This is a genomic window from Rhodoglobus sp. GW821-FHT12B09 (assembly GCF_058809925.1).
Window position 1 is genome coordinate 782268 of record NZ_JBXATB010000001.1, and the last position, 24968, is coordinate 807235.

At 69.5% G+C, this 24968-nt stretch carries 22 protein-coding genes; 10 read left to right on the forward strand and 12 right to left on the reverse strand.

All coding sequences use genetic code 11. The features are described from left to right. Positions 1–70 precede the first annotated feature (70 nt). Positions 71–1402, reverse strand: coding sequence for an NUDIX domain-containing protein (locus AC1RTC_RS03905; protein ID WP_493154140.1), 1332 nt, complete (start codon positions 1400–1402; stop codon positions 71–73). A gap of 115 nt (positions 1403–1517) precedes the next feature. Beyond that, complete coding sequence (gene treS, locus AC1RTC_RS03910) at positions 1518–3242, reverse strand: maltose alpha-D-glucosyltransferase (RefSeq protein WP_493154141.1); 1725 nt, start codon at positions 3240–3242, stop codon at positions 1518–1520. Between the two features lie 62 nt (positions 3243–3304). Here treS and AC1RTC_RS03915 point away from each other — a divergent pair, with 62 nt between their 5' ends. Both AC1RTC_RS03915 and AC1RTC_RS03920 read left to right on the forward strand, forming a co-directional pair. Continuing rightward, a complete protein-coding gene (locus tag AC1RTC_RS03915; RefSeq protein WP_493154142.1) occupies positions 3305–4207 on the forward strand; it encodes an alpha/beta fold hydrolase in 903 nt (300 codons plus the stop codon). Continuing rightward, on the forward strand, positions 4204–5295 hold the full coding sequence (locus AC1RTC_RS03920; RefSeq protein ID WP_493154143.1) for a glycosyltransferase family 4 protein: 1092 nt from the start codon (positions 4204–4206) through the stop codon (positions 5293–5295). The genes AC1RTC_RS03915 and AC1RTC_RS03920 overlap by 4 nt, the downstream gene beginning before the upstream one ends. Here the strand turns inward: AC1RTC_RS03920 and AC1RTC_RS03925 are convergent. From AC1RTC_RS03925 to AC1RTC_RS03935, 3 genes are read right to left on the reverse strand one after another with little or no spacing between them, the layout of a single operon-like run. Then, complete coding sequence (locus AC1RTC_RS03925; protein ID WP_493154144.1) at positions 5273–5737, reverse strand: YbaK/EbsC family protein; 465 nt, start codon at positions 5735–5737, stop codon at positions 5273–5275. The two genes, AC1RTC_RS03920 and AC1RTC_RS03925, sit on opposite strands and share 23 nt — an antisense overlap. Further along, positions 5734–6348, reverse strand: a complete 615-nt coding sequence (locus AC1RTC_RS03930) for a histidine phosphatase family protein (RefSeq protein ID WP_493154145.1) — start codon at positions 6346–6348, stop codon at positions 5734–5736. Before AC1RTC_RS03930 ends, AC1RTC_RS03925 begins: the two co-directional genes overlap by 4 nt. 28 nt (positions 6349–6376) lie before the next feature. Further along, positions 6377–7210, reverse strand: coding sequence for a Sir2 family NAD-dependent protein deacetylase (locus AC1RTC_RS03935; RefSeq protein ID WP_493154146.1), 834 nt, complete (start codon positions 7208–7210; stop codon positions 6377–6379). A gap of 79 nt (positions 7211–7289) precedes the next feature. Here AC1RTC_RS03935 and AC1RTC_RS03940 point away from each other — a divergent pair, with 79 nt between their 5' ends. Continuing rightward, complete coding sequence (locus AC1RTC_RS03940; RefSeq protein WP_493154147.1) at positions 7290–8096, forward strand: TrmH family RNA methyltransferase; 807 nt, start codon at positions 7290–7292, stop codon at positions 8094–8096. 121 nt (positions 8097–8217) lie between these two features. Here AC1RTC_RS03940 and AC1RTC_RS03945 read toward each other — a convergent pair whose 3' ends face one another. Continuing rightward, positions 8218–9144 carry an aminoglycoside phosphotransferase family protein gene (locus AC1RTC_RS03945; protein WP_493154148.1) on the reverse strand — a complete coding sequence of 309 codons (927 nt, stop codon included), beginning with the start codon at positions 9142–9144 and terminating at the stop codon, positions 8218–8220. 61 nt (positions 9145–9205) lie between these two features. Between AC1RTC_RS03945 and AC1RTC_RS03950 the strand changes: the two genes are divergently transcribed. From AC1RTC_RS03950 to AC1RTC_RS03960, 3 genes are all read left to right on the forward strand, one after another. Next, entirely contained in the window at positions 9206–10729 is a 1524-nt protein-coding gene (locus tag AC1RTC_RS03950; protein WP_493154149.1) for an APC family permease, read from the forward strand. A gap of 21 nt (positions 10730–10750) precedes the next feature. Further along, positions 10751–11977 carry a D-alanyl-D-alanine carboxypeptidase family protein gene (locus AC1RTC_RS03955; protein ID WP_493154150.1) on the forward strand — a complete coding sequence of 409 codons (1227 nt, stop codon included), beginning with the start codon at positions 10751–10753 and terminating at the stop codon, positions 11975–11977. A 99-nt stretch (positions 11978–12076) separates the two neighbouring features. Next, positions 12077–13180 carry a fatty acid desaturase family protein gene (locus AC1RTC_RS03960; RefSeq protein ID WP_493154151.1) on the forward strand — a complete coding sequence of 368 codons (1104 nt, stop codon included), beginning with the start codon at positions 12077–12079 and terminating at the stop codon, positions 13178–13180. Positions 13181–13201: 21 nt separating this feature from the next. Here AC1RTC_RS03960 and AC1RTC_RS03965 read toward each other — a convergent pair whose 3' ends face one another. Then, complete coding sequence (locus AC1RTC_RS03965) at positions 13202–13963, reverse strand: SGNH/GDSL hydrolase family protein (RefSeq protein ID WP_493154152.1); 762 nt, start codon at positions 13961–13963, stop codon at positions 13202–13204. 146 nt (positions 13964–14109) lie between these two features. On the opposite strand from AC1RTC_RS03965, the gene AC1RTC_RS03970 reads away from it, so the two are divergent. The 4 genes from AC1RTC_RS03970 (at position 14110) to AC1RTC_RS03985 (ending at position 17934) form a co-directional block, all read left to right on the forward strand. Continuing rightward, positions 14110–14376 carry a GlsB/YeaQ/YmgE family stress response membrane protein gene (locus tag AC1RTC_RS03970; protein WP_493154153.1) on the forward strand — a complete coding sequence of 89 codons (267 nt, stop codon included), beginning with the start codon at positions 14110–14112 and terminating at the stop codon, positions 14374–14376. 150 nt (positions 14377–14526) lie between these two features. Next, a complete protein-coding gene (locus AC1RTC_RS03975) occupies positions 14527–14793 on the forward strand; it encodes a GlsB/YeaQ/YmgE family stress response membrane protein (RefSeq protein ID WP_493154154.1) in 267 nt (88 codons plus the stop codon). Between the two features lie 92 nt (positions 14794–14885). Next, positions 14886–16133 (forward strand): DNA polymerase IV, encoded by a 1248-nt coding sequence (dinB, locus tag AC1RTC_RS03980; RefSeq protein ID WP_493154155.1) that lies wholly within the window; start codon positions 14886–14888, stop codon positions 16131–16133. Between the two features lie 31 nt (positions 16134–16164). Then, the gene (locus AC1RTC_RS03985; RefSeq protein WP_493154156.1) at positions 16165–17934 is read left to right on the forward strand and encodes a DEAD/DEAH box helicase; all 1770 of its coding nucleotides are present in this window, start codon (positions 16165–16167) and stop codon (positions 17932–17934) included. Here the strand turns inward: AC1RTC_RS03985 and AC1RTC_RS03990 are convergent. The 5 genes from AC1RTC_RS03990 to imuA' form a co-directional block, all read right to left on the reverse strand. Further along, positions 17931–18719: a hypothetical protein gene (locus AC1RTC_RS03990; RefSeq protein WP_493154157.1), complete on the reverse strand. Its 789-nt coding sequence runs from the start codon at positions 18717–18719 to the stop codon at positions 17931–17933. The two genes, AC1RTC_RS03985 and AC1RTC_RS03990, sit on opposite strands and share 4 nt — an antisense overlap. Positions 18720–18819: 100 nt before the next feature. After that, a complete protein-coding gene (locus AC1RTC_RS03995; RefSeq protein ID WP_493154158.1) occupies positions 18820–19023 on the reverse strand; it encodes a cold-shock protein in 204 nt (67 codons plus the stop codon). Positions 19024–19179: 156 nt separating this feature from the next. Further along, a complete protein-coding gene (locus tag AC1RTC_RS04000) occupies positions 19180–22602 on the reverse strand; it encodes an error-prone DNA polymerase (protein WP_493154159.1) in 3423 nt (1140 codons plus the stop codon). Continuing rightward, positions 22602–24161, reverse strand: coding sequence for a DNA polymerase Y family protein (locus AC1RTC_RS04005; protein ID WP_493154160.1), 1560 nt, complete (start codon positions 24159–24161; stop codon positions 22602–22604). The genes AC1RTC_RS04000 and AC1RTC_RS04005 overlap by 1 nt, the downstream gene beginning before the upstream one ends. Beyond that, entirely contained in the window at positions 24158–24955 is a 798-nt protein-coding gene (imuA', locus tag AC1RTC_RS04010) for a DnaE2-dependent mutagenesis accessory factor ImuA' (protein WP_493154161.1), read from the reverse strand. The genes AC1RTC_RS04005 and imuA' overlap by 4 nt, the downstream gene beginning before the upstream one ends. Between the last annotated feature and the right edge of the window lie 13 nt (positions 24956–24968).

A 24968-nucleotide genomic window follows, 5' to 3' on the forward strand; every position in this document is an offset into this window, starting at 1 on the left:
CTTCCCTGAAACGGCCGCCCTCGGGCGGTCGTTTCGGCGTTGACGGCGAGCCGCTCGGGCCGACGTCCCTCTAGAACAGAGCCGACCGCCGCGACATCCACAGCGGCAGCACGGTGTCGCGGGTGAGCGGCGCGAGCTCGATGCCGAAGGGCTCGTCGGTCTCGATCCACACCACCTGCTCGATCTCGTTGCCGGGCACGATGATGCGGTCGGTAGCCATCGCGAAGACCTCGGCCCGGATAACCGTGTCGGGCTCGTTCGCTGCCTCAGCACGGAAGCTGCCGAGGTACTCGGTGGCGTCGAGGTCGACCTCGAGCCCCACTTCCTCACGCAGCTCGCGCACCAGGGCGTCGAGCGCGCTCTCGCCGGGCTCGATCTTGCCGCCGGCCTGCATGAAGGCGCTCGTGCCCGTCTTGCGGACGAGCAGCGTGCGGCCCGCGGCATCCGTGATGATCGCCGCGGCGACCCGCAGGACCGTCTGGCGCTTGGGGGGCGGCGCACTCGCATACGCACCTGTCATGGGCGGCGTGTACACCTCCTCGACGACCTCGACAACCTCGACGGCGGGCACCACCTCGAGGCCCGGAAGGGCGGTGGGGATGCCCTCCAGCTCGAGCACGCCGGTGCTGAAGTCGAGGTGCGGCACCGTGCGACTGGGGCGGGGCTCGGGTGCCGGAATCGGCTGCGTGTCGACAACGCTCGTGGGGTGGTCGCTCACGCGGAGCGGCCACGACTCGTTGGAGACGTAGGTGTCGTCGCCCTTCACGTTCCGGATGTAGTCGGCGAAACTCGCTGCCTGCTCCGCGAACCAGACCTCCTGGCGGCCGTGCAGGTCGGCGGGGGAGACATCGAGCTCCTCCGGGTAGGCCCGCGCGAGAGACTGAGCGACGCGCCCGGCCGCGATCGCGTCGGAGCCGGCGTCGTGCGCGTCGTCGAGGGCGACCCCGTAGAGCTCCGCGGTGACCTCGAGGGTGCGCTTGCCCTTGCGGTACCGGTCGACGGCCTTGTCGAGCACGAGCGGGTCGATCACGAGGGTCGGAGGTGCGAGCGGCGCGCGGCCGTGGCGGCGGCACTCCCGGTCGAGCAGCGTCAGGTCGTAGGGGGCGTTGTAGACGACGAGCGGGATGCCCAGCCCGACGAGCACCCGGAGCGTCTGGGTGATCTCGCCGATGACATCGACCGCGGGCCGGCCGAGCGCCCGCGCCCGCTCGGTGGTGATGCCGTGCACGGCGGACGCCCCCTCGGGGATCTCGATGCCGGGGTCAGCCAGCCAGTCCCACCGGTCGACGACCGAGCCGTCAGGCTCCAGGACGGCGACGCACGCGGAGACGATACGGGCCGTCTCGACGTCGATGCCTGTCGTCTCGAGGTCGAAGACGGCCAGACGGCCCCAATTGCTCATGCTGACAGGCTAAGCGGGGCACCTGACAGCGGCCGGGAGGCTCGCTGCACGGTGGAAAGCCGTCACTACGTTCGGCCTCCGGCACTGTGCCTACGTTCGCCCTCCGGCACTGTGCCTACGTTCGGCCTCCGGCGAAGTGCGCGTCGCCGAGGTGCAGCCAGTAGAAGCTCTGCGTGCCGAGCGTGAGGGTGAGCTTTCCGTCCTCGCCGATGTTGGGGAACTCGCCGCCGCCGAACAGATCGAAGGACGTCGCGCCCTCGTACCCCTCCACGTCGATCGTGACCGCGACGGGGTTGTGCGCGAAGCTGAACACGCACAGCACCGACTCGGGAGAGTCGCCGAACTGAGTGCCGGCACCCTCGTACTCGCGCACGAACGCGAGCACCGACTCGTGGTTGGTGTCCAGGACGCGCAGCGAGCCCAGCCCGAAGGTCGGATGCCCCTTCCGCACGTGGATGACGTTGCGCACCCAGTGGAGCAACGACCGCGATTGAGCGAGCTGCGACTCCACGTTCACGAGGTTGTAGTTGTAGACGAGCGACTGCACGACCGGCAGGAAGAGCTTGCCCGGGTCTGCGGTGGAGAAGCCGGCGTTGCGGTCGGGCGTCCACTGCATCGGGGTGCGCGACGAGTCGCGGTCCGGCAGCCAGATGTTGTCGCCCATGCCGATCTCATCCCCGTAGTAGAGGAAGGGAGAGCCCTGCAGGGAGAACAGCAGCGCGTGGGCGAGCTCGGTCTCCGCGCGGGAGTTGTCGAGCAGGGGCGCGAGCCGGCGCCGGATGCCGACGTTGGAGCGCATGCGCGGGTCGTAGGCGTACCAGCCGTACATGGCCTGCCGGTACTCCTCGCTGACCATCTCGAGCGTCAGCTCGTCGTGGTTGCGCAGGAAGACGCCCCAGGCGGCGCCCGCGGGCACTTCCGTCGTCTCGGTGAGGACTCGGACCAGCTCGCCGGCGTGCTGCGAGCGGAGGGAGTAGAAGATGCGCGGCATGACGGGGAAGTCGAAGGCCATGTGGCACTCCGGCTCCTCCTCGGTGCCGAAGAACGCAACGACCTCCTGCGGCCACTGGTTCGCCTCGGCGATCAGCACGCGCCCCGGGTACTCCCGGTCGACCATCGCGCGGATCTCCTTGATGAACTCGTGCGTCTTCGGCTCGCCCTCGCCGTTGCCCTCGTCCGACTCGAACAGGTACGGGATCGCGTCGAGGCGCACCCCGTCGACCCCGAGGTCCATCCAGTGCCGGATCGTGTCGAGCACCGCCTGGCGCACCGCCGGGTTCTCGAAGTTGAGGTCGGGCTGGTGCGAGAAGAACCGGTGGAAGAAGAACTGGCGGCGCACGGGGTCGAACGTCCAGTTCGACTCCTCCGTGTCGACGAAGATGATGCGGATGTTCGGGTACTTGTCGTCGGTGTCGTTCCACACGTAGAAGTCGCCGTAGGGCCCCTCCGGGTCCTCCCGGGACTGCTGGAACCAGTCGTGCTGGTCGGAGGTGTGGTTGAGGGGGTAGTCGATGACGATGCGCATGTTGCGCTCGTGCGCCTTCGTGACGAGGTCCTTGAACTCGTCGAGGGTGCCGAACTCGGGCAGCACGGTGGTGAAGTCGGAGACGTCGTAGCCGCCGTCGCGCAGCGGCGAGTTGTAGAACGGCGGGATCCACAGCGCGTCGATGCCGAGCCATTGCAGGTAGTCGAGCTTGCCCACGAGGCCCGCGATATCCCCGGACCCGTCGCCGTTGCTGTCGTAGAACGAGCGCACCATCACTTCGTAGAAGACCGCTCGTTTGTACCACTGCGGGTCGAGGGCCAGTCCGGGCAGTTGGATGGGCGCGGTGAAGGTCACCGTTCGAGTCTAGGGCCGCTCTGCAAGCGCTTGTGCAGTTCGCGTTGCCTAGAATTGCGACCGTGCCCGTCGATTCCCCGTACTCCTCGCTGCTCGCCGAAATCCCGGTGCGCGAGCGCTCCGTCGAGGTGCTCGGCAGCACCACCGCCTACTGGGACTACGGCCCCGAGGATGCCCGCACCACCGTCCTCGTCGTCCACGGCTACCGCGGCGAGCACCACGGGCTCGAGCCGGTCGTCGCCCAGTTGCGCGGCCTCCGTGTCATCAGCCCGGATCTCCCGGGCTTCGGCGCGTCCACCCCGCTGCCCGGGCGCACGCACGACATCGCCGCGTACTCCGAGTGGCTGGAGGCGTTCGCCGACGCGCTCGAGCTGCGCGGCACCGCCGTCATCCTCGGCCACTCGTTCGGCTCGATAGTCGCCTCGGCCGCGGTCGCAGGCGGCCTCGCGACGCCGAAGCTCATCCTGGTGAACCCGATCGCCGCACCGGCGCTCGAAGGCCCGAACCGGTTCGGCAGCCAGCTGACCCTCGGCTTCTACCGCGTCGCGCGGGCGCTGCCCGAGCGCATCGGCAAGGGCCTGCTCTCCTTCCCGCCGATCGTGCGCGGCATGAGCGCCTTCCTCGTGCAGACGAAGAGCAGGCCGTTGCGCCGCTGGATCCACGACCAGCACGACACCTACTTCAGCAGCTACGCCAATCGCGACACGGTCGTCGAGGGCTTCGAGGCATCCATCAGCAATGATGTGAGCATGTTCGCCTCGACGATCACGGTCCCCACCCTTCTCATCGGCGCCGACCGCGACCCGATCACGTCCGTCGCCGACCAGGAGAAGCTCGCAACCCTGTTCCCGGATGCCCGCCTCACGATCCTTCAGGGCGTCGGCCATCTCGTGCACTACGAGAAGCCGCGCGAGGCCGCGCGAGAGATCGTGGACTTCCTCGGCGACGGCACGGTCGCCGCGTGAAGATCATCTTCGACAACCGCTACACGCGGCTGGGCCGCCACGACGGCATCAGCCGGTACGGCGCGCGCCTCGTGGAGGAGCTGAGCAAGCTCCACCCGGTCACCATGCTCATCCAGGACGAGAAGCAGCTCGAGATGCTTCCCGACCTGCCCTGGGTGATGGGCCCCTCCTCGACGAGCCCGGGGGAGCCCTGGGTGGCTCTCACGGTCAACAAGTACGAGCCCGACGTCGTGTTCACGCCCATGCAGACCATGGGCCCGGGCTTCCGCAAGTACGGCCTCGTGACGACGGTCCACGACCTGATCTACTACACGCACCGAACGCCGCCCCGCGACCTCAACCCCGCACTGCGCCTGCTGTGGCGCGGCTACCACCTCTGGTGGGGCTTCCAGCGCGCCCTGCTCAACCGGGCGGACGCGCACCTCGTCGACTCCGAGACCACGCGCGAGCTCATGGAGCGGCACCGGCTCACGAAGAACCCCGTGCGGGTGGTGCTACTCGGCACCGAGCAGCCCGAGTCCGCGCCGAGGCGCAGCGCCGCGGCATCCCGTGACCTCGTCTACATGGGGTCGTTCATGCCCTACAAGAACGTGGACCTGCTCGTGAACTCCATGCGGGACCTGCCCGGCTACCGGCTGCTGCTGATGAGCCGCGTCTCGCCGGAGGAGCAGGCGCGCCTCACCGCGCTCGCCCCGGAGGGCTCGGTCGTGTTCTACAACGGGGCCAGCGACGAGGACTACGAGAAGGCCATGCTCGGCGCGACCGCCCTCGTGACCGCCTCGCGCGACGAGGGCTTCGGCCTGCCCGTCGTCGAGGCGCAGGCACTCGGCACCCCCGTGCTGCTGAGCGACATCCCGATATTCCGCGAGATCGGCGGCCCGGCCGCCGGCTACTTCGACCCGTCGAGCACGGCGTCGTTCGTGGCGGCCGTCCACGAGCTCGACGACCCGGCGGAGTGGGCGCGCCGCTCGGCGGCGTCTGCGGAGTGGGCGAAGAGGTTCAACTGGCCGGATGCCGCGAAGGCCCTCCTCGAGGTGCTCACCGAGACCTACGAGCGCCGCTCGGTCAAGAAACGCGCGCGACAGTAGCGCCGGTCACCTCGGCAAGGCGCTGGGGCTCGATCGAGAAGACCGAGTGCGCGCTGGCGGCCGCCGCCCACACCACCGGTAGCGAGAGCAGCGTCTCGTCGAGCACGGTACGAAGGGGCTCGGGATGCCCGAACGGCGGTACTCCGCCGATCGACGACCCCGTGACAGCCTTCACGCGCTTGGCGTCGGACATGGTCACGGAGACCCCGAGCAGCTCCTCGATCAGCGCGGTGTCGACCCGGTTCGGGCCGGAGGCGAGGACGAGCACGGGCTCGCCGTCGGCCTCGAAGAGCAGGCTCTTGACGATGGCCGCCACGCTGCAGCCGAGGGCATCGGCGGCCTGCTGGGCGGTGTGGGTGCTCTCGTCCATCTCGCGCGGCTCGATGTCGATACCGCGCTCGGCGAGGCGCGCTTGGAAGGCGAGGGCCCGCGGGTCCGTCACTTGCGCGCCTCCATCGGGTTCTGCTGGCGCACATCCTCGCCCTCGAGGGACTCGTCTTCGATCGGGTCGTCGAACGCGATGAGGCTCAGTGCGCCGTCCTCGTACCGGAAGCTGTGCACCGAGCCGTTGGTGATCATGCCGTGGTCGCCGTCGGGGTCGACCTTGCGCAGCACCGAGCGGATGAGCCCGCCGTGGCTCACGACGACCACCGACTCCTCGGGATGGGCGTGCGCGATGTCCATGAGCGCCTCCAGCGCCCGGGCCGCGACCACCGAGCGCCGCTCCCGGCCCGGCACCTTCGTGTCCTCGGGGAAGAGCCGCTGCATCTCCTCGAAGTCGAGCCCCTCGGCCTCGCCGTAGTTTCGCTCCACGAGACGGCCGTCGGTGGTGGGGATGGGGAGACCGAGCTCGGCGGCGATGATGCTCCCGGTCTCGAACGCGCGCGAGAGCGGGCTCGAGACCACGGCGTCCCACTGCCGACGGGCGAGCAGCCGGCCGGTACGGGCCGCTTGGGCGCGGCCGACATCGTTCAGCGGGATGTCCGTCGTGCCCTGGATGCGGCGCTGGCTGTTCCAGTCCGTCTCACCGTGGCGAACAAGGTAGAGCAGCACATCGATCCTTCCGGGCGGGGATGCCCGGTCAGTCGCCGAGTCGCTCCAGGAGTGACACCAGTGTCTCCGAAGTCCCTGCGTCGATCTTAACGGAGGCGCGATTGTCGCCCTTCGTGACCCCGCGGTTGATGATCACGATCGGGATCTTGCGGCGGCTGGCCTGCTCGAGCAGCCGGATGCCCGAGTTGACGACGAGCGACGAGCCCGCGATCACGAGGGCGTCGGCGGCCTGGAGGAGAGCGCTGGCCTCCGCGAACTTCTCCTTCGGCACGAACTCGCCGAAGAACACTACGTCGGGCTTGAGGATGCCCCCGCACACCGTGCACTCGGGGAGGACGAAGGCCGCGACATCCTTGATCTCGACATCGCCGTCGGGGGAGAGCTCCACCGCCTCCGGGGACTCGAGCCAGGGGTTGGCCGCCGCGATCTGGTCGGCGACCCCGCCGCGCGCGTAGTACTGGCCGCAGGTGAGGCACACGACGCGGTCCATGCTGCCGTGCAGGTCTACCACCCGCTGGGAGCCGGCGCGGAGGTGGAGGCCGTCGACGTTCTGGGTGATGATGCCGTCGACGTGGCCGGCGAGCTCGAGGTCGGCGAGGGCGCGGTGGCCGGCGTTGGGCGAGGCCGCGGAGAAGCGCTTCCAGCCCAAGTGGCTGCCCGCCCAGTAGCGCTTGCGGTAGTCGAGATCGGCGAGGAACTGCTGGAAGGTCATCGGCGTGCGCACGGGTGCGCCCTCGCCCCGGTAGTCCGGGATGCCCGAGTCGGTGCTCACGCCGGCCCCGGTCAGAACGGCAAGGGTCTTGCCGCGAAGGGCCGTGACCGCCGCCTCGAACGCGGGGGACTCCACTGCAGTCTGCGACATGCCACTCCCTCCGGTCTCTGCAAGACTAAACAACGGACGTTGCGGATATGTTTCCCCGCGCCCTGATCCGGAGGTTCGTGTGCAGGTTGTGACCATCACGGACCTGTCGGACGACCGGCTCGCCGACTACGCCAACCTCACGGATGTCGCGCTGCGCCGCCGCACGGAGCCCGAGGGCGGGCTCTACATCGCCGAGTCCGCGAAGGTCATCGCCCGGGCCCTCGCGGCGGGCCACCGGCCGCGCTCGGTGCTCATGCTGGAGAAGTGGCTGGGCGAGCTCGCACCGCTGCTGGAACCGTACGACGTGCCCGTCTTCGTGGGCGAGGGGCCGCTGCTCGAGTCGCTCACCGGCTTCGACCTGCACCGGGGTGCGCTCGCCTCCATGCACCGCCCCGCTCTTCTGCCGGTCGCAGAGCTGCTGCGGGATGCCCGGCGCGTGGTTGTCCTGGAGGACATCGTCGACCACACCAACGTCGGCGCGATCTTCCGCTCGGTCGCGGGGCTCGGCGCCGACGCCGTGCTCGTGACGCCCCGCTGTGCGGACCCGCTCTACCGCCGCAGCGTGCGCGTGAGCATGGGCACGGTGCTCCAGGTGCCCTGGACCCGCCTGCCCGACTGGCCCCTGGGTGCCGAGGAGCTACGGGCCGCAGGGTTCCACATCGCCGCGCTCGCGCTCTCCGACGACGCCGTGACCCTCGACGAGTTCGCGGCCCGCCAGCCGGAGCGCATCGCGCTGGTCCTCGGCACGGAGGGCGACGGCCTGAGTGCCGCGGCGCTCGAGGCCGCGGACACGGTCGTGACGATCCCGATGCTGCACGGCGTGGACTCGCTCAACGTCGCGGCCGCCAGCGCGGTCGGCGTCTACGCGCTCAGGCTGGTTGAGTAGGCCGCCCGCGGCCGTATCGAAACCATGCACCTCCCGGTTTCGATACGCGCCCTACCCGCGGGTTGAGTAGGCCGCCCGCGGCCGTATCGAAACCATGCACCTCCCGGTTTCGATACGCGCCCTAGAGGGCGCTACTCAACCCGCGGACCGCCCGCCACGCCCTCGCCTCGCGCATCGCGACGAGTGCCGCGCGGCCGTCCTCGTCATCGAGGAACCAGCTGATGTTGAGCGCCGCGCGGGCGAATCCCCACTGAGCGGCGCGCTGGGAGTCGACCTCGGCGAGCTCGCAGGCGAACCGCAGCTGATCCAGCAGCACGCGCTCGGGGTGCTGGTCCGTCCACGGGCTGCCCAACTGGCTCACGAGCGGCCACAGGTCGAACGCGGCATCCCCGCGCATGGGCTTCGGGTCGATCGCCCGCCAGCCCCGGTCGCTGCTGATCACGTTGCCGGGGTTGAAGTCGCCGTGCAGGAACGCGTCGCCGGCCGCCGAGTCGAGAAGCCCGCTGAGCACCGCGAGCCCCTCCTCGAGAACGGCGCCGTTCTCGCCCAGTAGCGGCAGGTGCTGGCGCAGCCGCGACACGGCCTTGTCGTAGAAGGGGCGCATCGACTCGTCCAGCCGCGGTACGCCGTCCGGCACCGGCATCGCGGAGAGCACGCGGTGCAGCCGGGCCGCGGAGCGCAGCGCGTTCTTCGCTGGCACCTGGTAGCGCAGCAGCGGGATGCCCGGCTGCACGTCCTCGAGGAGGAGGCTCCACGTCCACGGGTCCTGCCGGAGCACGCGCGGCGCGAGCTCGGCGCCCCAGCCCTCCAGCGCGACAGCCTCCCAGATCGCCTCGACGTGCGGGAAGCCGACCTTGAGGACGGCCGAGGTGCCGTCCGCCGTGGTGACCCGGAGGACGGAGGCGGCCTCTCCGCCGACGAACGCGGTGCCGGGGGTGAGGTTCCAGCGGTGGAGCATCGTGCCGACGAGCTCGGCGGCCGCGGCATCCCACGCCGACCTGGTCGGATAGGCGTCGATCGCCGTGGTCTCGAACGGAGCCGTCTCCATGGATCGACCATAACCCGAAGCCTGTGTAGGCTCGCGACTACCCCAACGACGGAGGTTGAGAATGTCAGATCTCGGCGGAAAAGGCCTGGCCACCGGCACTCTCGGCCTGTTCGGGTACACGGTCATCGGGCTCGCCTCGACGGCCCCCGTGTACTCGCTCGCGGCGACGCTCGGGTTCGTCGTGCTCGCCGTGGGTGCACAGGCGCCGATCGCGTTCATCATCGCCTTCGTACCGATGCTGCTCATCGCCTTCGCCTATCGGGAGCTCAACCGCGCGGTGCCTGACTGCGGCACGACGTTCACCTGGGCGACGAAGGCGTTCGGCCCGCGGGTCGGCTGGATGGGCGGCTGGGGAGTCGCAGTTGCGGGCATCGTCGTCCTCGCCAACCTCGCCCAGATCGGCGGCAAGTACTTCTGGCTGCTGGTGAACCCGGAGCTCGCGGCCAACCCGGTCATCGTCACGGCCACCGGCGTGGTCTTCATCGCGCTCATGACCTTCATCAGCTACCGCGGGACGGAGATCGGGGAGAAGCTGCAGAACGTGCTGCTGGGCATCCAGTACCTCGCCCTCGGAGTCTTCGTGGTCGCGGCGATCGTCGCGGTCGCGACCGGCACGGCCCCGGCGGGCGCAACGGCACCGGATCTCTCGTGGTTCAACCCGTTCGCCTTCGAGTCGGCGTCCGGCTTCGTGGAGGCGGTGCTGCTGGCCCTCTTCATCTACTGGGGCTGGGACACCTGCCTCGCGCTCAACGAGGAGACCAAGGACCCGCAGCGCACGCCCGGCCGCGCTGCGATCCTCTCCACCCTGATCCTGCTCGTCACCTACGTGGGAGTGACCGTTGCGGCAATGGCCTACGCCGGGCTCGGGTCGAGCGGCCTGGGCCTCGGCAACGAGGACAACTCGGAGGACGTGTTCTTCGCCCTCAAGGACGTGCTGTTCGGCCCGTTCGCGTGGCTGCTGGTGGTGGCGGTGCTCGTCTCGGCGGTGTCGTCGACGCAGACCACGATCCTGCCGACCGCCCGCGGCACGCTGGCGATGGCGGCGTACCGCGCGCTTCCGCGGCGGTTCGGCGTCGTGCATCCCAAGTACCACACGCCCGCGTTCTCGACGATCGTGATGGGCATCGTCTCGACCGTCTTCTACGTCGGGCTCACGCTCATCAGCGAGGACTTCCTCTCGGACACGATCCTCTCTCTCGGCCTCGCGATTGCGTTCTACTACGCGATCACCGGATTCTCGTGCGTCTGGTTCTTCCGCCGCGAGCTGTTCGACAACGCACACAACGTGTTCTTCAAGTTCCTCTTCCCGCTGCTGGGCGCCCTCATGCTGTCTGCCGCGTTCATCTTCTCCGCCATCGACATGTTCAACCCCGACTACGGCTACACCGTGCTCTTCGGCGTCGGCGGGGTGTTCGTGGTCGGGATCGGATCCCTCGCGGTGGGCATCGTGCTGATGATCGTGTGGTCGTTCTTCGTGCGGGCACGGCCGTTCTTCCGCGGGGAGTCCCTCAACGAGTCGACGGAGGTGCTCGTCCCGGAGGAGACTGTGCCCGCCCGGCGCTCCGTCGACGGCGGGCTCGCCTAGCCGTTCGCCTATTCTTTTAGCGTGCCGCTGACCAGACGCCAGATCTACCGGCGCCGTCGGATCGCCGTGCTCGGCGGCGCGGCCGTCGTGCTCGCGACGGCGTTCTACCTCCCGCTCACCCTGCTCGCGCCGCTCAAGCCGGTCGCGGCAGCGCTCGAGTCGTACACGCCGCCCGCGGCATCGCAGCCGGCTGTCGCCTTCCCCGAGTACGGCGCGTCGGGCGTCGGGGCCGTCGGCTACCCGGGGGTGCTGGCGAGCGCCGGGTCCACCGATCCGCTGCCGATCGCCTCGATCTCGAAGGTCATCACCGCCCTCGTCGTGCTCGACGCGCATCCGCTGGCCCTCGGCGAGTCCGGTCCGGATATCACGTTCGGCGACGTCGACCAGGGGTACTACGACGCGCAACTCGCCGACGGGGGAGTCGTGGAGTCCGTGTCCGTCGGCCAGGTCATGTCGCAGCGCAACGTCATGAACGTGATGCTCATGGAGTCGGCGAACAACTACGCCGAGTCGCTCGCCACCTGGGGCTACGGCTCCGAGTCGGCGTTCATCGATGCAGCGAAAGCCTGGCTCGCTGCGAAGGGCCTCACCAGCACGACGATCGAGGAGCCCACCGGCGTCTCGCCCAACAACCGCAGCACGGTCGCCGACCTCGTCGAGCTCGCGAAACTCGCGGAGGCAAACCCGGTCATCGCCGAGATCGTCGCCACCCGGACCATGGACGTCCCCGACATCGGCACCATCGAGAACCGGAACGAACTCCTCGGGGTTGACGGCGTCGACGGCATCAAGACCGGCACGCTCGACGAGGCCGGTGCGTGCCTGCTGTTCTCGCAGGAGCACGCGGTCGGCTCGACCACGATCACCGTCGTCGGCGTCGTTCTCGGCGGGCCCGACCACGACACGATCGACGCCGCGATCCGCTCTCTGCTCGCCGAGGTGGACGCGGGCTTCACGGAGGTCACGCTCACGACCGCCGGACAGGAGTTCGCGAGCTACGAAACGCCGTGGGGGGATGCCGCGGCGGCGGTTGCGGCGAAGGACTCCTCGGTGGCGGTCTGGTCGGCTACGCCCGTGACCGTAGATGTCACCGTGGACGACGTCCACCTCGCCGACGCCGGCACCCGGGTCGGCACGCTCCTCTTCGCGGTCGGCACCCAGCGGGTCACAGTGCCCCTCGAGCTGTCCGCGACCATCGACGACCCCGGTCCGTGGTGGCGCCTGACGAATCCCGCAGAACTCTTCTAGCCGATAAGCGGGGTGTTCACAGGCTCCACCGCTACGCTTGCCGTATCGAGCATCTGCTCATCCGCTGTGGCTGTGAAGTCATTCGACCCTTGAGGCCACGTGACTACTGCTGCTGCTTCTGCCGAACCCACCCGCATCATCAAGACGGGCAACCGCGGCCTGCCGAATCCGCTCTCGGAGTTCTCGGCTCTGCTGCACACAGTTCGCGATGCGGGCCTCCTTCGGCGCCGCAAGCGGTTCTACGGCCTCACGTTCGCCGTCATCACGACGGCAATGGTCGCCGCGTGGTTCGGCTTCGCTCTGCTCAACGACACCTGGTACGTCCTGCTCATCGCGGGCGTGCTCGGCGTGATCTTCACGCAGTACGCGTTCATGGCCCACGAGCTCGCCCACCGCCAGGTGTTCGAGTCGGGCAAGGCAAACGACTTCGGCGGACGCATCATGGCCGACCTGCTCGTCGGCATCAGCTACTCGTGGTGGATGACCAAGCACACTCGCCACCACGGCAACCCGAACACGGTCGACCGCGATCCCGATATCGAGACCGACTTCATCATCTTCCAGGAGCAGAAGGCGCAGGGCCTCACGGGCCTGAGCAGGTTCCTCGCCCACAAGCAGGGCTACCTGTTCTTCCCGGTGCTGCTGCTCGAGGGCATCAACCTCCACCGCCACGCGTTCATCACCGTGTTCTCCAAGGGCAAGGTCGACAAGCGGGCGCTCGAGATCGTGCTGCTCGCAGTGCGCAACATCGTGTACGTCTCCGTGATCTTCACGTTCATGCCGCTGGGAATGGCGTTCGCCTTCCTGGGCGTGCAGCTGGCCATCTTCGGCCTCTACATGGGCGCGTCGTTCGCCCCGAACCACATCGGGATGCCGATCCTGCCCAAGGGCTCGAAGGTCGACTTCCTGCGCCGCCAGGTGCTCACCAGCCGCAATATCCGCGGCGGGCACGTCATGAACCACTTCATGGGCGGGCTCAACTACCAGGTCGAGCACCACCTCTTCCCGAGCATGGCGCGACCGAACCTGCGGCGCGCTGCCGAGATCACCAAGGAGTACTGCGAGGCCAAGGGCATCGAGTACACCGCGGTGGGGCTCACCACCGCGTACGGAACCGTCGTGCGCTACCTCAATGAGGTCGGCCGCAACACCGACCCGTTCGACTGCCCGGCCGCCGGCCGCACCGGCTACGCCGGCATCTAGCTCTCACCGAGCGCTCGGGCCCTAGTAGCCCGGGCGCTTCGGCGTCACGTTGTCGCCCGAGGACTGATGGCGCACGCGCCGCAGGACCCACGGCACCAGGTACTCCCGCGCCCAGCCGATATCCTCCGCGCGCGCCTGGCGCCAGCGCCGAGGCGGCAGCGGCTCCGGGTTGAACGGCTCGAGCGTGTGCTCCACGTTGAGGGAGTCGAGCACCATCGTCGCGATCGTGTTGTGGCCGATGGGGGAGAAGTGCAGCCGGTCAGGCGCCCACATCCGCGGATCGGCGAGCTCCCGCAGGGCCCACATGTCCGCCACGATGCAGTCGTGCCGCTGCGCGATCGCGCGCAGGTTCTCGTTGTAGATCGCGACCTTCCCGCGCACCCGGCCCAGCACCGGGGTCATGCCGATGTCCGGACCGTTGAACATCACCACGGTCGCCCCGTCGGAGCGGAGGCGCTCGACCATGGACTCAAAGCGGCGGGAGACGTCGTCAGCGTCCGTGCCAGGGCGGATGATGTCGTTGCCGCCCGCCGAGACCGTGATCAGGTCGGGCTTGAGCTCGAGTGCGGCATCCACCTGCTCGTCGGAGATCTGCTGCAGCAGCCGGCCGCGGATCGCGAGGTTCGCGTAGGCGAAATCCTCCGTCTGCTCGGCGAGTACCTCGGCCACCCGGTCGGCCCACCCCCGGTGCCCGCCGGGGCTCTCGGGCTCCGGGTCGCCGATCCCCTCGGTGAACGAATCACCGATCGCGACGTACCTGCTCCAGGGATGCTGCTGTGCCATGAGTCCAGCATTACTCACCCTGCGCACGCACAGCTACCAGACACGGCGGTCTAGGGCAAGGGGCATCCCCCGAATGAGGGTCTGTGATTGTGTTGTTGAGGCACCGAGACCCGGAGCCGGAGTAAAAGAACGACTGGGAGGTCGTCATGGGAATCATCGGCTGGATCGTACTGGGACTGGTTGCCGGTGCTATCGCAAAGGCAATCCTGCCCGGAACTCAGGGTGGTGGCTGGATCATCACCCTCATCCTCGGCGTCGTGGGTGCACTGCTCGGTGGCTTCATCGGAAGCGCCGTGTTCGGCATCGGCCTGGAGGGGTTCTTCTCCATCCAGACGTGGCTGCTCGCGATCGGCGGCGCTATCGTCGTCCTGCTGATCTACGGCCTCGTCACGCGAGGCAGTCGCCGGGCCTAACCCCGCGAGAGCGACAGACATCAGAAGGGCGGTGGGCTTCGGCCCCCGCCCTTCTGCTGTTGCCGGAATGCTGTTGCCGGAGCCCGGCTCCTGCCACACTGAGGTGCGCACGCGCTCGCGTGCGCAACCCTTACCCCTTGGAGTACTCGTATGAGCTTCTTTCCCTTCCTCCTCGTCGGAATCGTCGCCGCGATCATCGCGAAGCTGATCCTGCGCCGCAAGGTCGGTTGGTTCCTCACGATCATCCTCGGCCTGCTCGGCGCCGCCCTCGGTGCCTGGGTCGCGAGCGCGGTGCTCGGCTACGACGTCTTCGGCGACGGCGGCCTCACCTCGCCGCTCACCTGGCTCTTCGCGCTCGGCGGCGCGATCGTCGTCCTGCTCATCCAGGGCCTGATCTTCGGCCGTCGCAAGGCCTAGACCACCGGAAGGCGGGCGTCTCACGGGCGCCCGCCTTCTGCATGCCCGGGGCCGGTCGCTGCTAGGTCGCAGGCAGGTGGCAGGATGACGGCATGGGCAAGCAGGACGGCACGGGGCGCCACGTCACCCCCGCCGGCGTCGACGACAGCACGGCGACTATCCTGCACGTCGACATGGACGCCTTCTTCGCCTCCGTGGAGCTGCTCGACCACCCCGAGCTGGTGGGCAAGCCGGTGATCGTCGGCCACCGGTCCGCGCGCTCGATCGTCACGGCTGCCACCTACGAGGCGCGCAAGTTCGGCGTGAACTCGGCGCTGCCAATGTCGATCGCGCTGCGCCGGTGCCCGGATGCGATCGTGCTCGAGCCGCACTTCGAGCGCTACACCCACTTCTCCTCGATGGTGATGACCATCTTCGACGAGATCACCCCGGTCGTGGAGCGCCTGGGCATCGACGAGGCGTTCCTCGACGTCGCCGGTGCGCGCACCGTCTTCGGGTCGCCCATGCGGGTCGCCGAGCTCATCCGTGCGCGGGTTCGCGCCGAGACGGGGCTCGTCTGCTCCGTCGGCGCCGCATCGACCAAGTTCGTGGCGAAGCTGGCCTCGGGGCTCTCCAAGCCGGACGGGCTGCTCGTAGTCCCCGCGGACCAGACCATCGCGCTGCTGCACCCACTCCCCATCGCCAAGCTCTGGGGAGTGGGCGGCAAGACGGAGGAGAACCTGCGCGGCCGCGGGCTGCACACCATCGGCGATGTCGCGCACGCCTCTCGGGAGATGCTGCTCAAGGCCGTGGGGGAAGCCGGGGCCGACCGGCTGCACGACCTCGCATGGGGCATCGACCCGCGGCGGGTGCACACCCGCGCGGAGGAGAAGAGCGTCGGCCACGAGCTCACCTTCGAGACGAACATCACCGACCCGGCGGTCATCCGCACGGAGCTGCTGCGCATGTCGAACATGGTCGCTGTCCGCCTCCGGAAGGCGCAGCTCGTCGGCCGCACGGTGGTGCTCAAGCTGCGCTTCGGCGACTTCACCACGATCACCCGCTCGCGCACCATCGCCGAGCCGACCGACCTCGGCAGGAAGATCTACGAGGAGGTCCGCGAGATCTACGAGGCGCTGGGCAAGCACGACGCCCCGATCCGCCTCGTCGGCGTGCGCGCCGAGCAGCTCCAGGAGGCCTCCTCCGCCCAGCTGGGCCTGTGGGACGAGTCTGAGGGGTGGCGGGAGGCGGAAGATGTCATGGATGCCGCCAGCGCCCGTTTCGGCAGGGGCGCAGTCAAGCCCGCCCGCCTTCTCGGGCACTCCGCCCACGACCGCCCGCGGCTGGGGCAGCGCGACTGAACGTCACACCCCTCGGGTATCGTCTTATCAAGTGAGCACCCCCTTCCCGAGCCCGACAGTCGGGACCTTCGCGGCGGAGCACCTCTCACCCTCTTACCCCGAGCGGGCCGCCCGCGGCACCGCCGACAAGCTGCGGGCCTGGCAGGCCGAGGCGCTCGACGAGTACTTCCTGCGCGAGCCGAGAGACTTCCTTGCGGCCGCGACCCCGGGCGCCGGCAAGACCACGTTCGCACTGCGGCTCGCCGTGGAGCTCATCGCGCGCCGCGTCGTCGACCGGGTGACCGTCGTGGCGCCGACCGACCACCTCAAGCGCCAGTGGGCGGATGCCGCGCACAAGGTCGGCCTGCGCCTGAATCCCGAGTACAACAACGGCGACGGCTACGGCGGCCGGCGGTTCCACGGGATGGCCGTCACCTACGCGCAGGTCGCGGTGCGGGCATCCCTGCACCGCGAGATCACCGAGTCGGCGCGCACGCTCGTCATCCTCGACGAGGTGCACCACGGCGGGGACGCCCTGAGTTGGGGCGACGCCATCCGAGAGGCCTTCGGCCCCGCCACGAGGCGGCTGTCTCTCACGGGCACGCCGTTCCGCAGCGACCTCGCGCCGATCCCGTTCGTCACCTACGCACCCGACGAGAAGGGCATTCGCACCTCCGTCACCGACTACAACTACGGCTACGGCCGGGCCCTCGCCGATGGCGTCGTGCGCCCCGTGATCTTCATGTCGTACGCGGGCAAGATGCGCTGGCGCACCCGCATGGGCGACGAGATGGAGGCGCGGCTCGGCGAGCCGGACACGAAGGACGTGACGTCCCAGGCCTGGCGCACCGCCCTCGACCCCAAGGGCGACTGGATGTCCGCGGTACTGCGGGCGGCAGATCGCCGGCTCACCGAGGTGCGGCACCTGGTTCCGGATGCCGGCGGCCTCGTGATCGCGACGGACCAGCAGTCCGCCCGCGCCTACGCCAAGCTGCTGCGCGACATCACCGGGGAGCCCGCCACGATCGTGCTCTCCGATGAGAAGGAGTCGTCCGCGCGCATCGAGAGGTTCTCCGAGGGGGAGCAGCGCTGGATGGTCGCCGTGCGCATGGTGTCCGAGGGCGTCGACGTGCCCCGCCTGGCGGTCGGCGTGTACGCGACCTCCGCCTCAACGCCCCTGTTCTTCGCCCAGGCCGTCGGGCGCTTCGTGCGGGCCCGGCGCCGCGGTGAGACGGCGTCGATCTTCCTGCCGAGTGTGCCCACCCTCGTCGAGCTCGCCGGACTGCTGGAGCTCGAGCGCGACCACGCCATCGACCGCAAGCAGCAGGACGACCAGCTGCTGGACGACTCGCTGCTCGAGCAGGAGAACCGCGAGGAGGAGACCAGCGAGGAGCTCACGGAGGAGTTCGTCTGGGAGGCCCTCGAGTCCGATGCGAACTTCGATCGCGTCTACTTCGGCAAGGAGGAGTTCGGTTTCGCCGCCGAGCCGGGCAGCGATGAGGAGCTCGACTTCATCGGCCTGCCCGGGATCCTCGAGCCCGAGCAGGTGCGCGAGCTGCTGTGGCACCGCCAGCAGCGGCAGTCCCGCCGATCAGCGGCGAAGCCACAGGAGGAGCGCGAGCCGGCGCTGTTCCGCAACCTCAAGGAGCAGCGGAAGCTCCTCAACGCGCTCGTGGGGATCCGCGCGAAGGGCACGGGGGAGCCGCACGCGCTCATCCACGCCGAGCTCCGGCGCATCTGCGGCGGCCCGGCGGTCGCGCAGGCGACGGTCACGCAGCTGCAGTCGCGCATCGACTACCTGCGCAAGGGGCTGCGCAGCTAGAGCGCGGCGCGCACCTCGTCCTTGAGCGCGACGACCTCCGGGTAGGCCTCGAAAAAGCGCAGCTTGTCGCCGATCACGCCGCCCGCGGCCGAGACGTCGTCGTCGAGCACCCACTCCGCAAAGGACTCGGCGATGTCCTCGTAGGGGTTCGTGGCCGCGTACTGGCTCACGTAACCGCCCGACACGTGCCGCTCGGCAATAGCGTCGTCGGACTCGTCGACGTCGACCTGGCCGGGCCAGAACTCCGACTCCCACGCGTACAGGTAGGAGTCGGGCAGCGGGCATCCCGTGCCGTCGTTGTAGACGTCGCAATCGTACGAGCCGACGTTCAGCGGCACCTGCGTCGTGCGCAGAGTGAGCAGGTGCCCGAACTCGTGGATCATGGTGCGGTCGGCCTCGGAAGGGCTGTCGAAGCCGGTCGTGTCGAGCGCGAGGTACTGCTCGCCGGGGTGGAGCAGGTTGGGCTGCATCGCGCCGTCGGTGTTGTCCGACCCTTCAGCGTCGATCGCCACGAACAGGGTGATCTCGGGGTGGGTGTCGGCGGGGAAGAGCTGGGTGAACCGGTTCCACACGGCCTCGTACTGGGACGGGATCGAGCCGATGATCTCGTCGCCCTCGACCGCGTAGATGCCGAGCACGTCGAGGGTGTCGTCGCCGATCGGGTCGCCCTGGGAGGGGTCGTACCCGCCGGGCTCCACGGTGCGCGGGAAGAGGAGGCCCGTGCAGCCCGAGAGGGCGAGGACGGAGGCCAGTGCAAGGGCGATCGGGGCGCGCAGCGATGTCACGCGCCGAGCCTAGGGCACCCTCGCCGTGCACATGAAAACGCCCCGGCAGTTGCCTTGTGAAAGGCAGTGCCGGGGCGTTCCCGTTACTGAACTATCAAGATCAGAGGGGGCGGATGTTCTCCGCCTGGGGACCCTTCGGTCCCTGTGTGATGTCGAACTCGACCTTCTGGTTCTCGTCGAGAGACTTGTAACCGCTGGTCGAAATCGCCGAGTAGTGGGCGAACACGTCGGGACTTCCGTCCTCAGGGGCGATGAAACCAAAGCCCTTTTCCGCGTTGAACCACTTGACGGTGCCTAATGCCATTTAAAACTCCTCCAGGAGCGTTCTTCTGGCCCCGACAGTCGAGGCCACATCTACCGCTCCCGAGAGAACAGTCGATGATGAGCCAAGGCTATAGCAGGAGACGGCTGCGAGCGCCATGTATTTCAGAATCGGTGCGAGATGGTAACAAACGTTCATCTAGCGGAAGTCCCGTGATCGGGTCTTCGGCGCCATGTCCAGTACCTCGAAACGGTCGGCCAGCACGTTGATGACCCCCTCCGGTGAGCGCTCGAGAATCCCGCGGATGATCATCGCCGGCGCCTCCCGCGCAATGCGCCGGTAGCGGGTCCACACCCCGACGCTGCAGATGACGTTGACCAGCCCCGTCTCGTCCTCCAGGTTGAGGAACGTGATGCCGCTCGCGGTCGCGGGCCGCTGCCGGTGGGTGACCACGCCGCCCACCTCGATGCGCCGGCCGCTCTCCGCGCTGGCAAGGCTCGCGGCGGTCAGGACGCCCCGGCCTTCCAGCGCCGGCCGCACGTGCTGCACAGGGTGGCTGTCGGTCGAGAGCCCCGTCGCCCACAGATCGGACATGAGCTCCTCCAGCCGCGAGGGCAGCGTGAACAACGGCGGCTGCACAGCCACGATGCTCTCGGGCAGGAACTCGGCGCGGTCCTGGGCGGCGTTGCCGGCGTTCCACATCGCCTCGCGCCGCTCGAGCCCGAACGTGTCGAAAGCGCCGGCCGCCGAGAGCACCTCGAGCTGGGCGGTGGTGAGGCCCACACGCCGCACCAGGTCGTTCATGCTCGTGAACGCCCCGCCGCGCTCCCGCTCCGCGACGATGCGCAGCGCGACCTTCTCTCCGATGCCGCTGACCTCGTCGAGCCCGAGGCGCACGGCGAACGCCCCGTCCCGGCGGTGGTCGTCAGTGTCGAAGTGCGCGGTGCGGTCGAACGTCGTGGGCACGGGCGGCTGCTCGTGGAGCAGGCACGAGCCCTGGCCGGTGGCGCCGCCGGCGCCCTCGAGACCGGCGTACGCCCCCGACTTCAGGATGTCGGGCCGCAGCACCTCGACACCGTGGCGCCGGGCATCCGCCACCAGGCTCTGCGAGGAGTAGAAGCCCATCGGCTGCGCGCGCAGCATGGCCGCGAGGAACGCGGCGGGGTAGTGCAGCCGCAGCCAGGCGCTCGCGTAGACGAGGAGGCCGAAGCTCAGGGCGTGGCTCTCCGCGAACCCGAACCCGGCGAAGGCCTGGATAGCGCCGTAGATCTTGTCCGCGTTCTCCCCGTGGATGCCGTGGCCAGCCATGCCCTCGTAGAGCTTCGCGCGCAGTTTCTCGATCTTCTCGACGCCGCGCTTCGAGCCCATGGCCCTACGGAGCAGGTCGGCGTCATCGGCGGTGCAGCCGCCCACCTCCACCGCGAGCTGCATCAGCTGCTCCTGGAAGATCGGTACGCCCAGAGTGCGCTTGAGGACCTTCTCCAGCTTCGGGTGGAGGTAGGTGATGTCCTCCTCGCCGGTCTTGCGCCTGACATAGGGATGCACGGCCCCGCCCTGGATCGGACCGGGCCGCACGAGCGCGATCTCCACAACGAGGTGGTAGAACTCGCGCGGCTGCAGCCGGGGGAGCAGGCCCATCTGCGCCCGGGACTCCACCTGGAACACCCCGATCGCGTCGGCGCGGCAGAGCTGGTCGTAGACCCCCGCCTCCTCCTTCGGGAGGCTGTCGAGGTCCCAGCTCTCACCGAGCGAGCCGCGGACCAGGTCGAACGTGTACTGCAGCGCGGAGAGCATCCCGAGCCCGAGCATGTCGAACTTGACGAGGCCCATGAAGGCGCAGTCGTCCTTGTCCCACTGCACGACCGTGCGGTTCTTCATGCGCGCCCACTCGACCGGTACCACCTCGCCGACGGGCCGCTTGGTGAGCACCATGCCGCCCGAGTGGATGCCCAGGTGCCGCGGCAGCTTCATCGTCTGCATGGCGAGGTCGATGACGACCGGGGGGATGTCGTGGTCGTCGCTGGAGATCGTGGCTCCCCACCGCTCGACCTGCTTCGACCAGGCGTCCTGCTGGCCGGGGCTGTGCCCGAGCGCCTTCGCCATGTCGCGCACCGCGAACTTCGGACGGTACTGGATGACGTTCGACACCTGCGCTGCGTTCTCGCGGCCGTACTTGTCGAACATGTACTGGATGACCTCCTCACGCCGCTCGGAGTCGAAGTCCACGTCGATATCGGGCTCCTCCTCGCGCATGCTCGAGATGAACCGCTCGAAGGGCAGCTTGTACTTGATCGGGTCGACAGCGGTGATCTTGAGCAGGTAGCAGACGACCGAGCTGGCGGCAGACCCGCGGCCCTGGCACAGGATGCCCAGGCTCCTGGCGTGCCTGACCATGTCCCACACGATCAGGAAGTAGCCCGCGAAGTGCTTCTTCTCGATCGCCGCGAGCTCGCCGCTGATCCGGGCGCGGTTCTCCGGAGTCAGCTCGATGCGACGGTCGGCGACCCCGCCCCACACGAGCTCGGCGAGGTAGCTGTCCGGAGTGTGGCCCTCCGGCACCTCCGTGTCGGGCAGCTCGGGCTTGGCCGTGCGCAGCTCGAAGGCGAGCTCGTCGGCGATCAGCACAGTGTTCTCGATAGCACCCGGGTACCTCGCGAACCGCGCGGCCATCTCCGCCCCCGAGCGCAGGTAGGCGCCTCCGGACGCGGGCAGCCACCCGTCGAGCTCGTCGAGGCTGCGGCGGGCGCGCACCGCGGAGAGGGCGGTGTGCAGCGGGTGCTGCGCCGGGGTCGCGTAGTGCACGTTGCCGGTCGCGACCACGCGGAGGCCGCGCTCCACGGCCAGCTCGTACAGCGCGTCGTTGTAGTCGCTGTCGAGCGGGTCGCCGTGGTCGAACAGCTCCACGGCCACGTTCTCGCTGCCGAACAGCGCAACGAGCCGGTCGAGCTCGGTGCCGGCGGCCTCGGCACCGGTACTGAGCGCCTGCCGCACGGCGCCCTTGCGGCATCCGGTCAGCACCAGCCAGTTGCCCCCCGCCTGCCGTGCGAGATCCTCGAGGTAGTAGACCGGCCTGCCCTTCTCCCTGCCGTGGAGCTGCGCGGTGGTGATCGCCAGCGCGAGCCGGTGGTAGCCCTCCTCGCCGCGGGCCAGCACGAGCAGGTGGGTGCCCTCCGGGTCGGGGATGCCGTTCTGCGGAGTGCGCAGGCCGAGAGACAGCTCGGCCCCGAAGACCGTCGCCGTGGGCCGGCGCCCCGCCGCGGTGTCGCGCCGGGCCATCGCCGCAGCCGCCTCTGCGAGCCGCGCGATGCCGTAGTAGCCGTCGTGGTCGGTGAGTGCGAGGGCGTGCAGGCCGAGGCGGGATGCCTCCTCCATGAGCGACTCGGGCATGCTCGCGCCGTCCAGGAAGCTGAAGCTCGAGTGGGCGTGCAGTTCGGCGTAGGGCACGATGCTGTCGGGAGGAGGAGCCGCGGCATCCGGAGCCCGGTAGGCCTTTCGCTTGAGCGACCATGCCGGGCTGTCGCCGCCGTCAGCGCCGACGGGCGGTGCGCTGCCCGGGCGCGAGGCGTCGCTGAGCTTCTTCTCGAACTCCGACCATGAGATCGGCGGGTTGCTCCAGCCCATCAGTCGTACCGTGCTTCGGCCCACCAGCCGCCGGCGTCGAGCACCAGCAACCACGCGCACCCGGTCTCGTCGACGGCTTGGAAGCGCCAGGCACTGCGCGCATCGGCCGACCACCAGCGCTCGTCGATCGCCCACGGCCCCGCCCAGGCGGTGAGCCGCCGTACCTCGCTGCCATTGGCGGAGAACCGCACGGGCGGCGAGGACACCGCGCCCCGCGGGTCGACGGCGACGCTCGCGCCGTCGGACGAGAGCACGTGCACCGGATGCCGCGGGCTGAACACGGTGCCGGGCAGCGGGTTCGGCAGCCGCCCCGGCCAGGGCTGGTCGACGGGCTTCGCCCCCACGGGCCGGTCGCCCCACGCCACCAGCTGCTGGCGGTCGGAGAGCGTGCGCCCGCCGCCCACCGAGGGCATGAGCACCGCCCCGTGGCCGAGCATGCTCTGCACGCGGGAGAGGCCGTGGTGCACGCGCTCGTCCGGTGCGGTGCCCCACAGCCCGCCCTCGTGGTTGCCGATCGCGTCGACCGCCTCCGGGGAGACTCGCACGCGCGTGACACCGGACTTGAGCCCGACCTCGCCAGAGCCCTGCAACTGCCACCGCACGCGGTCGACGACGTCGGCCGGGGTGAACGAGTGCGGGTGCAGCCACACCCGCTCCGACAGCTCGCCCGAGTCGGAGTCGAGCTCGACCCTGATCGCCGTGCACACGAGTTTCGCCGCCGTGAGCGCGTCGATGAAGTCCTCGGCAGCCGTGCGCACCCCGAACGCGACCTGGTCGACACGGTCGAGAGCGGGCTCGAACTGCACAACCGCGTCGAGGTCGCGCGGGGGAGTGCGCGGTGTGAGCGGCCACGAGTCGCGCCCGCTCGCCAGGGTGTGCAGCCGCGCGCCGCTCGGCCCGAACCGGGTGAACACGTCGTCGGCGGCGAGCTGCGCGAAAGCCCCGAGGGTCCGGATGCCCAGCCGCCGCAGCAGCGTGACGAGCTGCTGGTCCTCCAGGAGTCCGATGCCGAGGGGAGCGAGGAAGCTCGCGGCCCCACCGGCGGGCACCACGTTCACGGAGTCGGTCCGGCGCGCAGCCTGGTCTGCCGTGAAGATGCCGTCGGCGATACCCACCCGCGCGCCGCCCGCGCCCTCCTCGTCGGCGCGCCCGGCGAGGAACAGTCCCGCGGCTTTCTCGCCCCCGTAGTAGCGCGCCGCCCCGCGCACGCGGACCGCGCACAGCCCCGGCCGCAGCACCTGGACCCCGGGCACGAGCTCCTCCATCGCGGCGATGACCGGCTCGAACGCGCGGCTGTCGAGCGCGGGGTCGTAGTCGAGCACGACGAGGCCGGGCTGACGCGCCTGGGCCTCGCGCACGCGGAGCCCGCGCACGACGCCCTCGGCGCGGGCCGCCGCGGACGAGGCGAACACGAGGTTCTTGGCCACCAGGGCCACCGCGGCCTCCACGGGAAGCTTCTCGTGCTGGGCGGCAGCGGTGACTGGCCAGTCGGGGCACCAGAGCACGGCGACCCTGGGCGGCTGGGCGCCCGGGAGGTCGGCACCGAGGCTGTTGCTCATGCCAACTGCCGCTCCTGCAGCGGGGTCGCAGCCTGCCGCACGCCCTCACCCGCGTCGGGCAGCCACAGCCGCGCACTGCGAGGGCGGCTCGCCGTGCGGCTCGTCACCGTCACCGTCACCTCGCGCGCGGCGAGATGGCCGTGCCCCTCGCCGATGCCGTGCCACTCGCTCTGAGAGAGCGACAGCATCGCCTCTGTCTGCGGCCACGGGCCGAGCACCAGCAGGGTGGTGCCGCGCTGCCGGAGCCGCGCGGCGAGGCGCGCCACGCTCGAGTCGGAGGCGCGCTTCGGCGGGCGGGTGACGACAACGCCCATGATGTCGGCGATGGCGGCCGTGACGGCGAGCCACTGGTCGCCGGGGTGCGGCACGAGCACCAGCCGGGCGAGGTCGACGCCGAAGTGCTGGGCGGCCTCGACGCCGAACTCGGGCATGCCGACGATGCCGCACCACGTGCCGGCGGCGGAGGGCGCGGCCAGCAGCGCCATGAGCAGCATCGCGGACCGGTCTACCGAGTAAGCGGCGCCCTGCTGCAGCCCGCCACCCGGCAGCAGCCCCGCGAGCGCGGGATGAGTGGGGATGAGCCTCGAGTCGAGCTTGGTGGCCTGCATCGCCCTGATGCGCGCCTGCAGCTCTGCCACCGTGTCCTGTGCAGGCTCGAGCGCGCCTCTCTCGAGCGCCGCGCTTCTGCTCAGCACAGCGCTTCTATTAAGCACAGCGCTTCTATTAAGCACAGCGCTTCTATTGAGCACAGCGGTCAACGAGGCAGCAGGGGACACCTGTTCATAGTCGAACATATGTTCGAGTGTG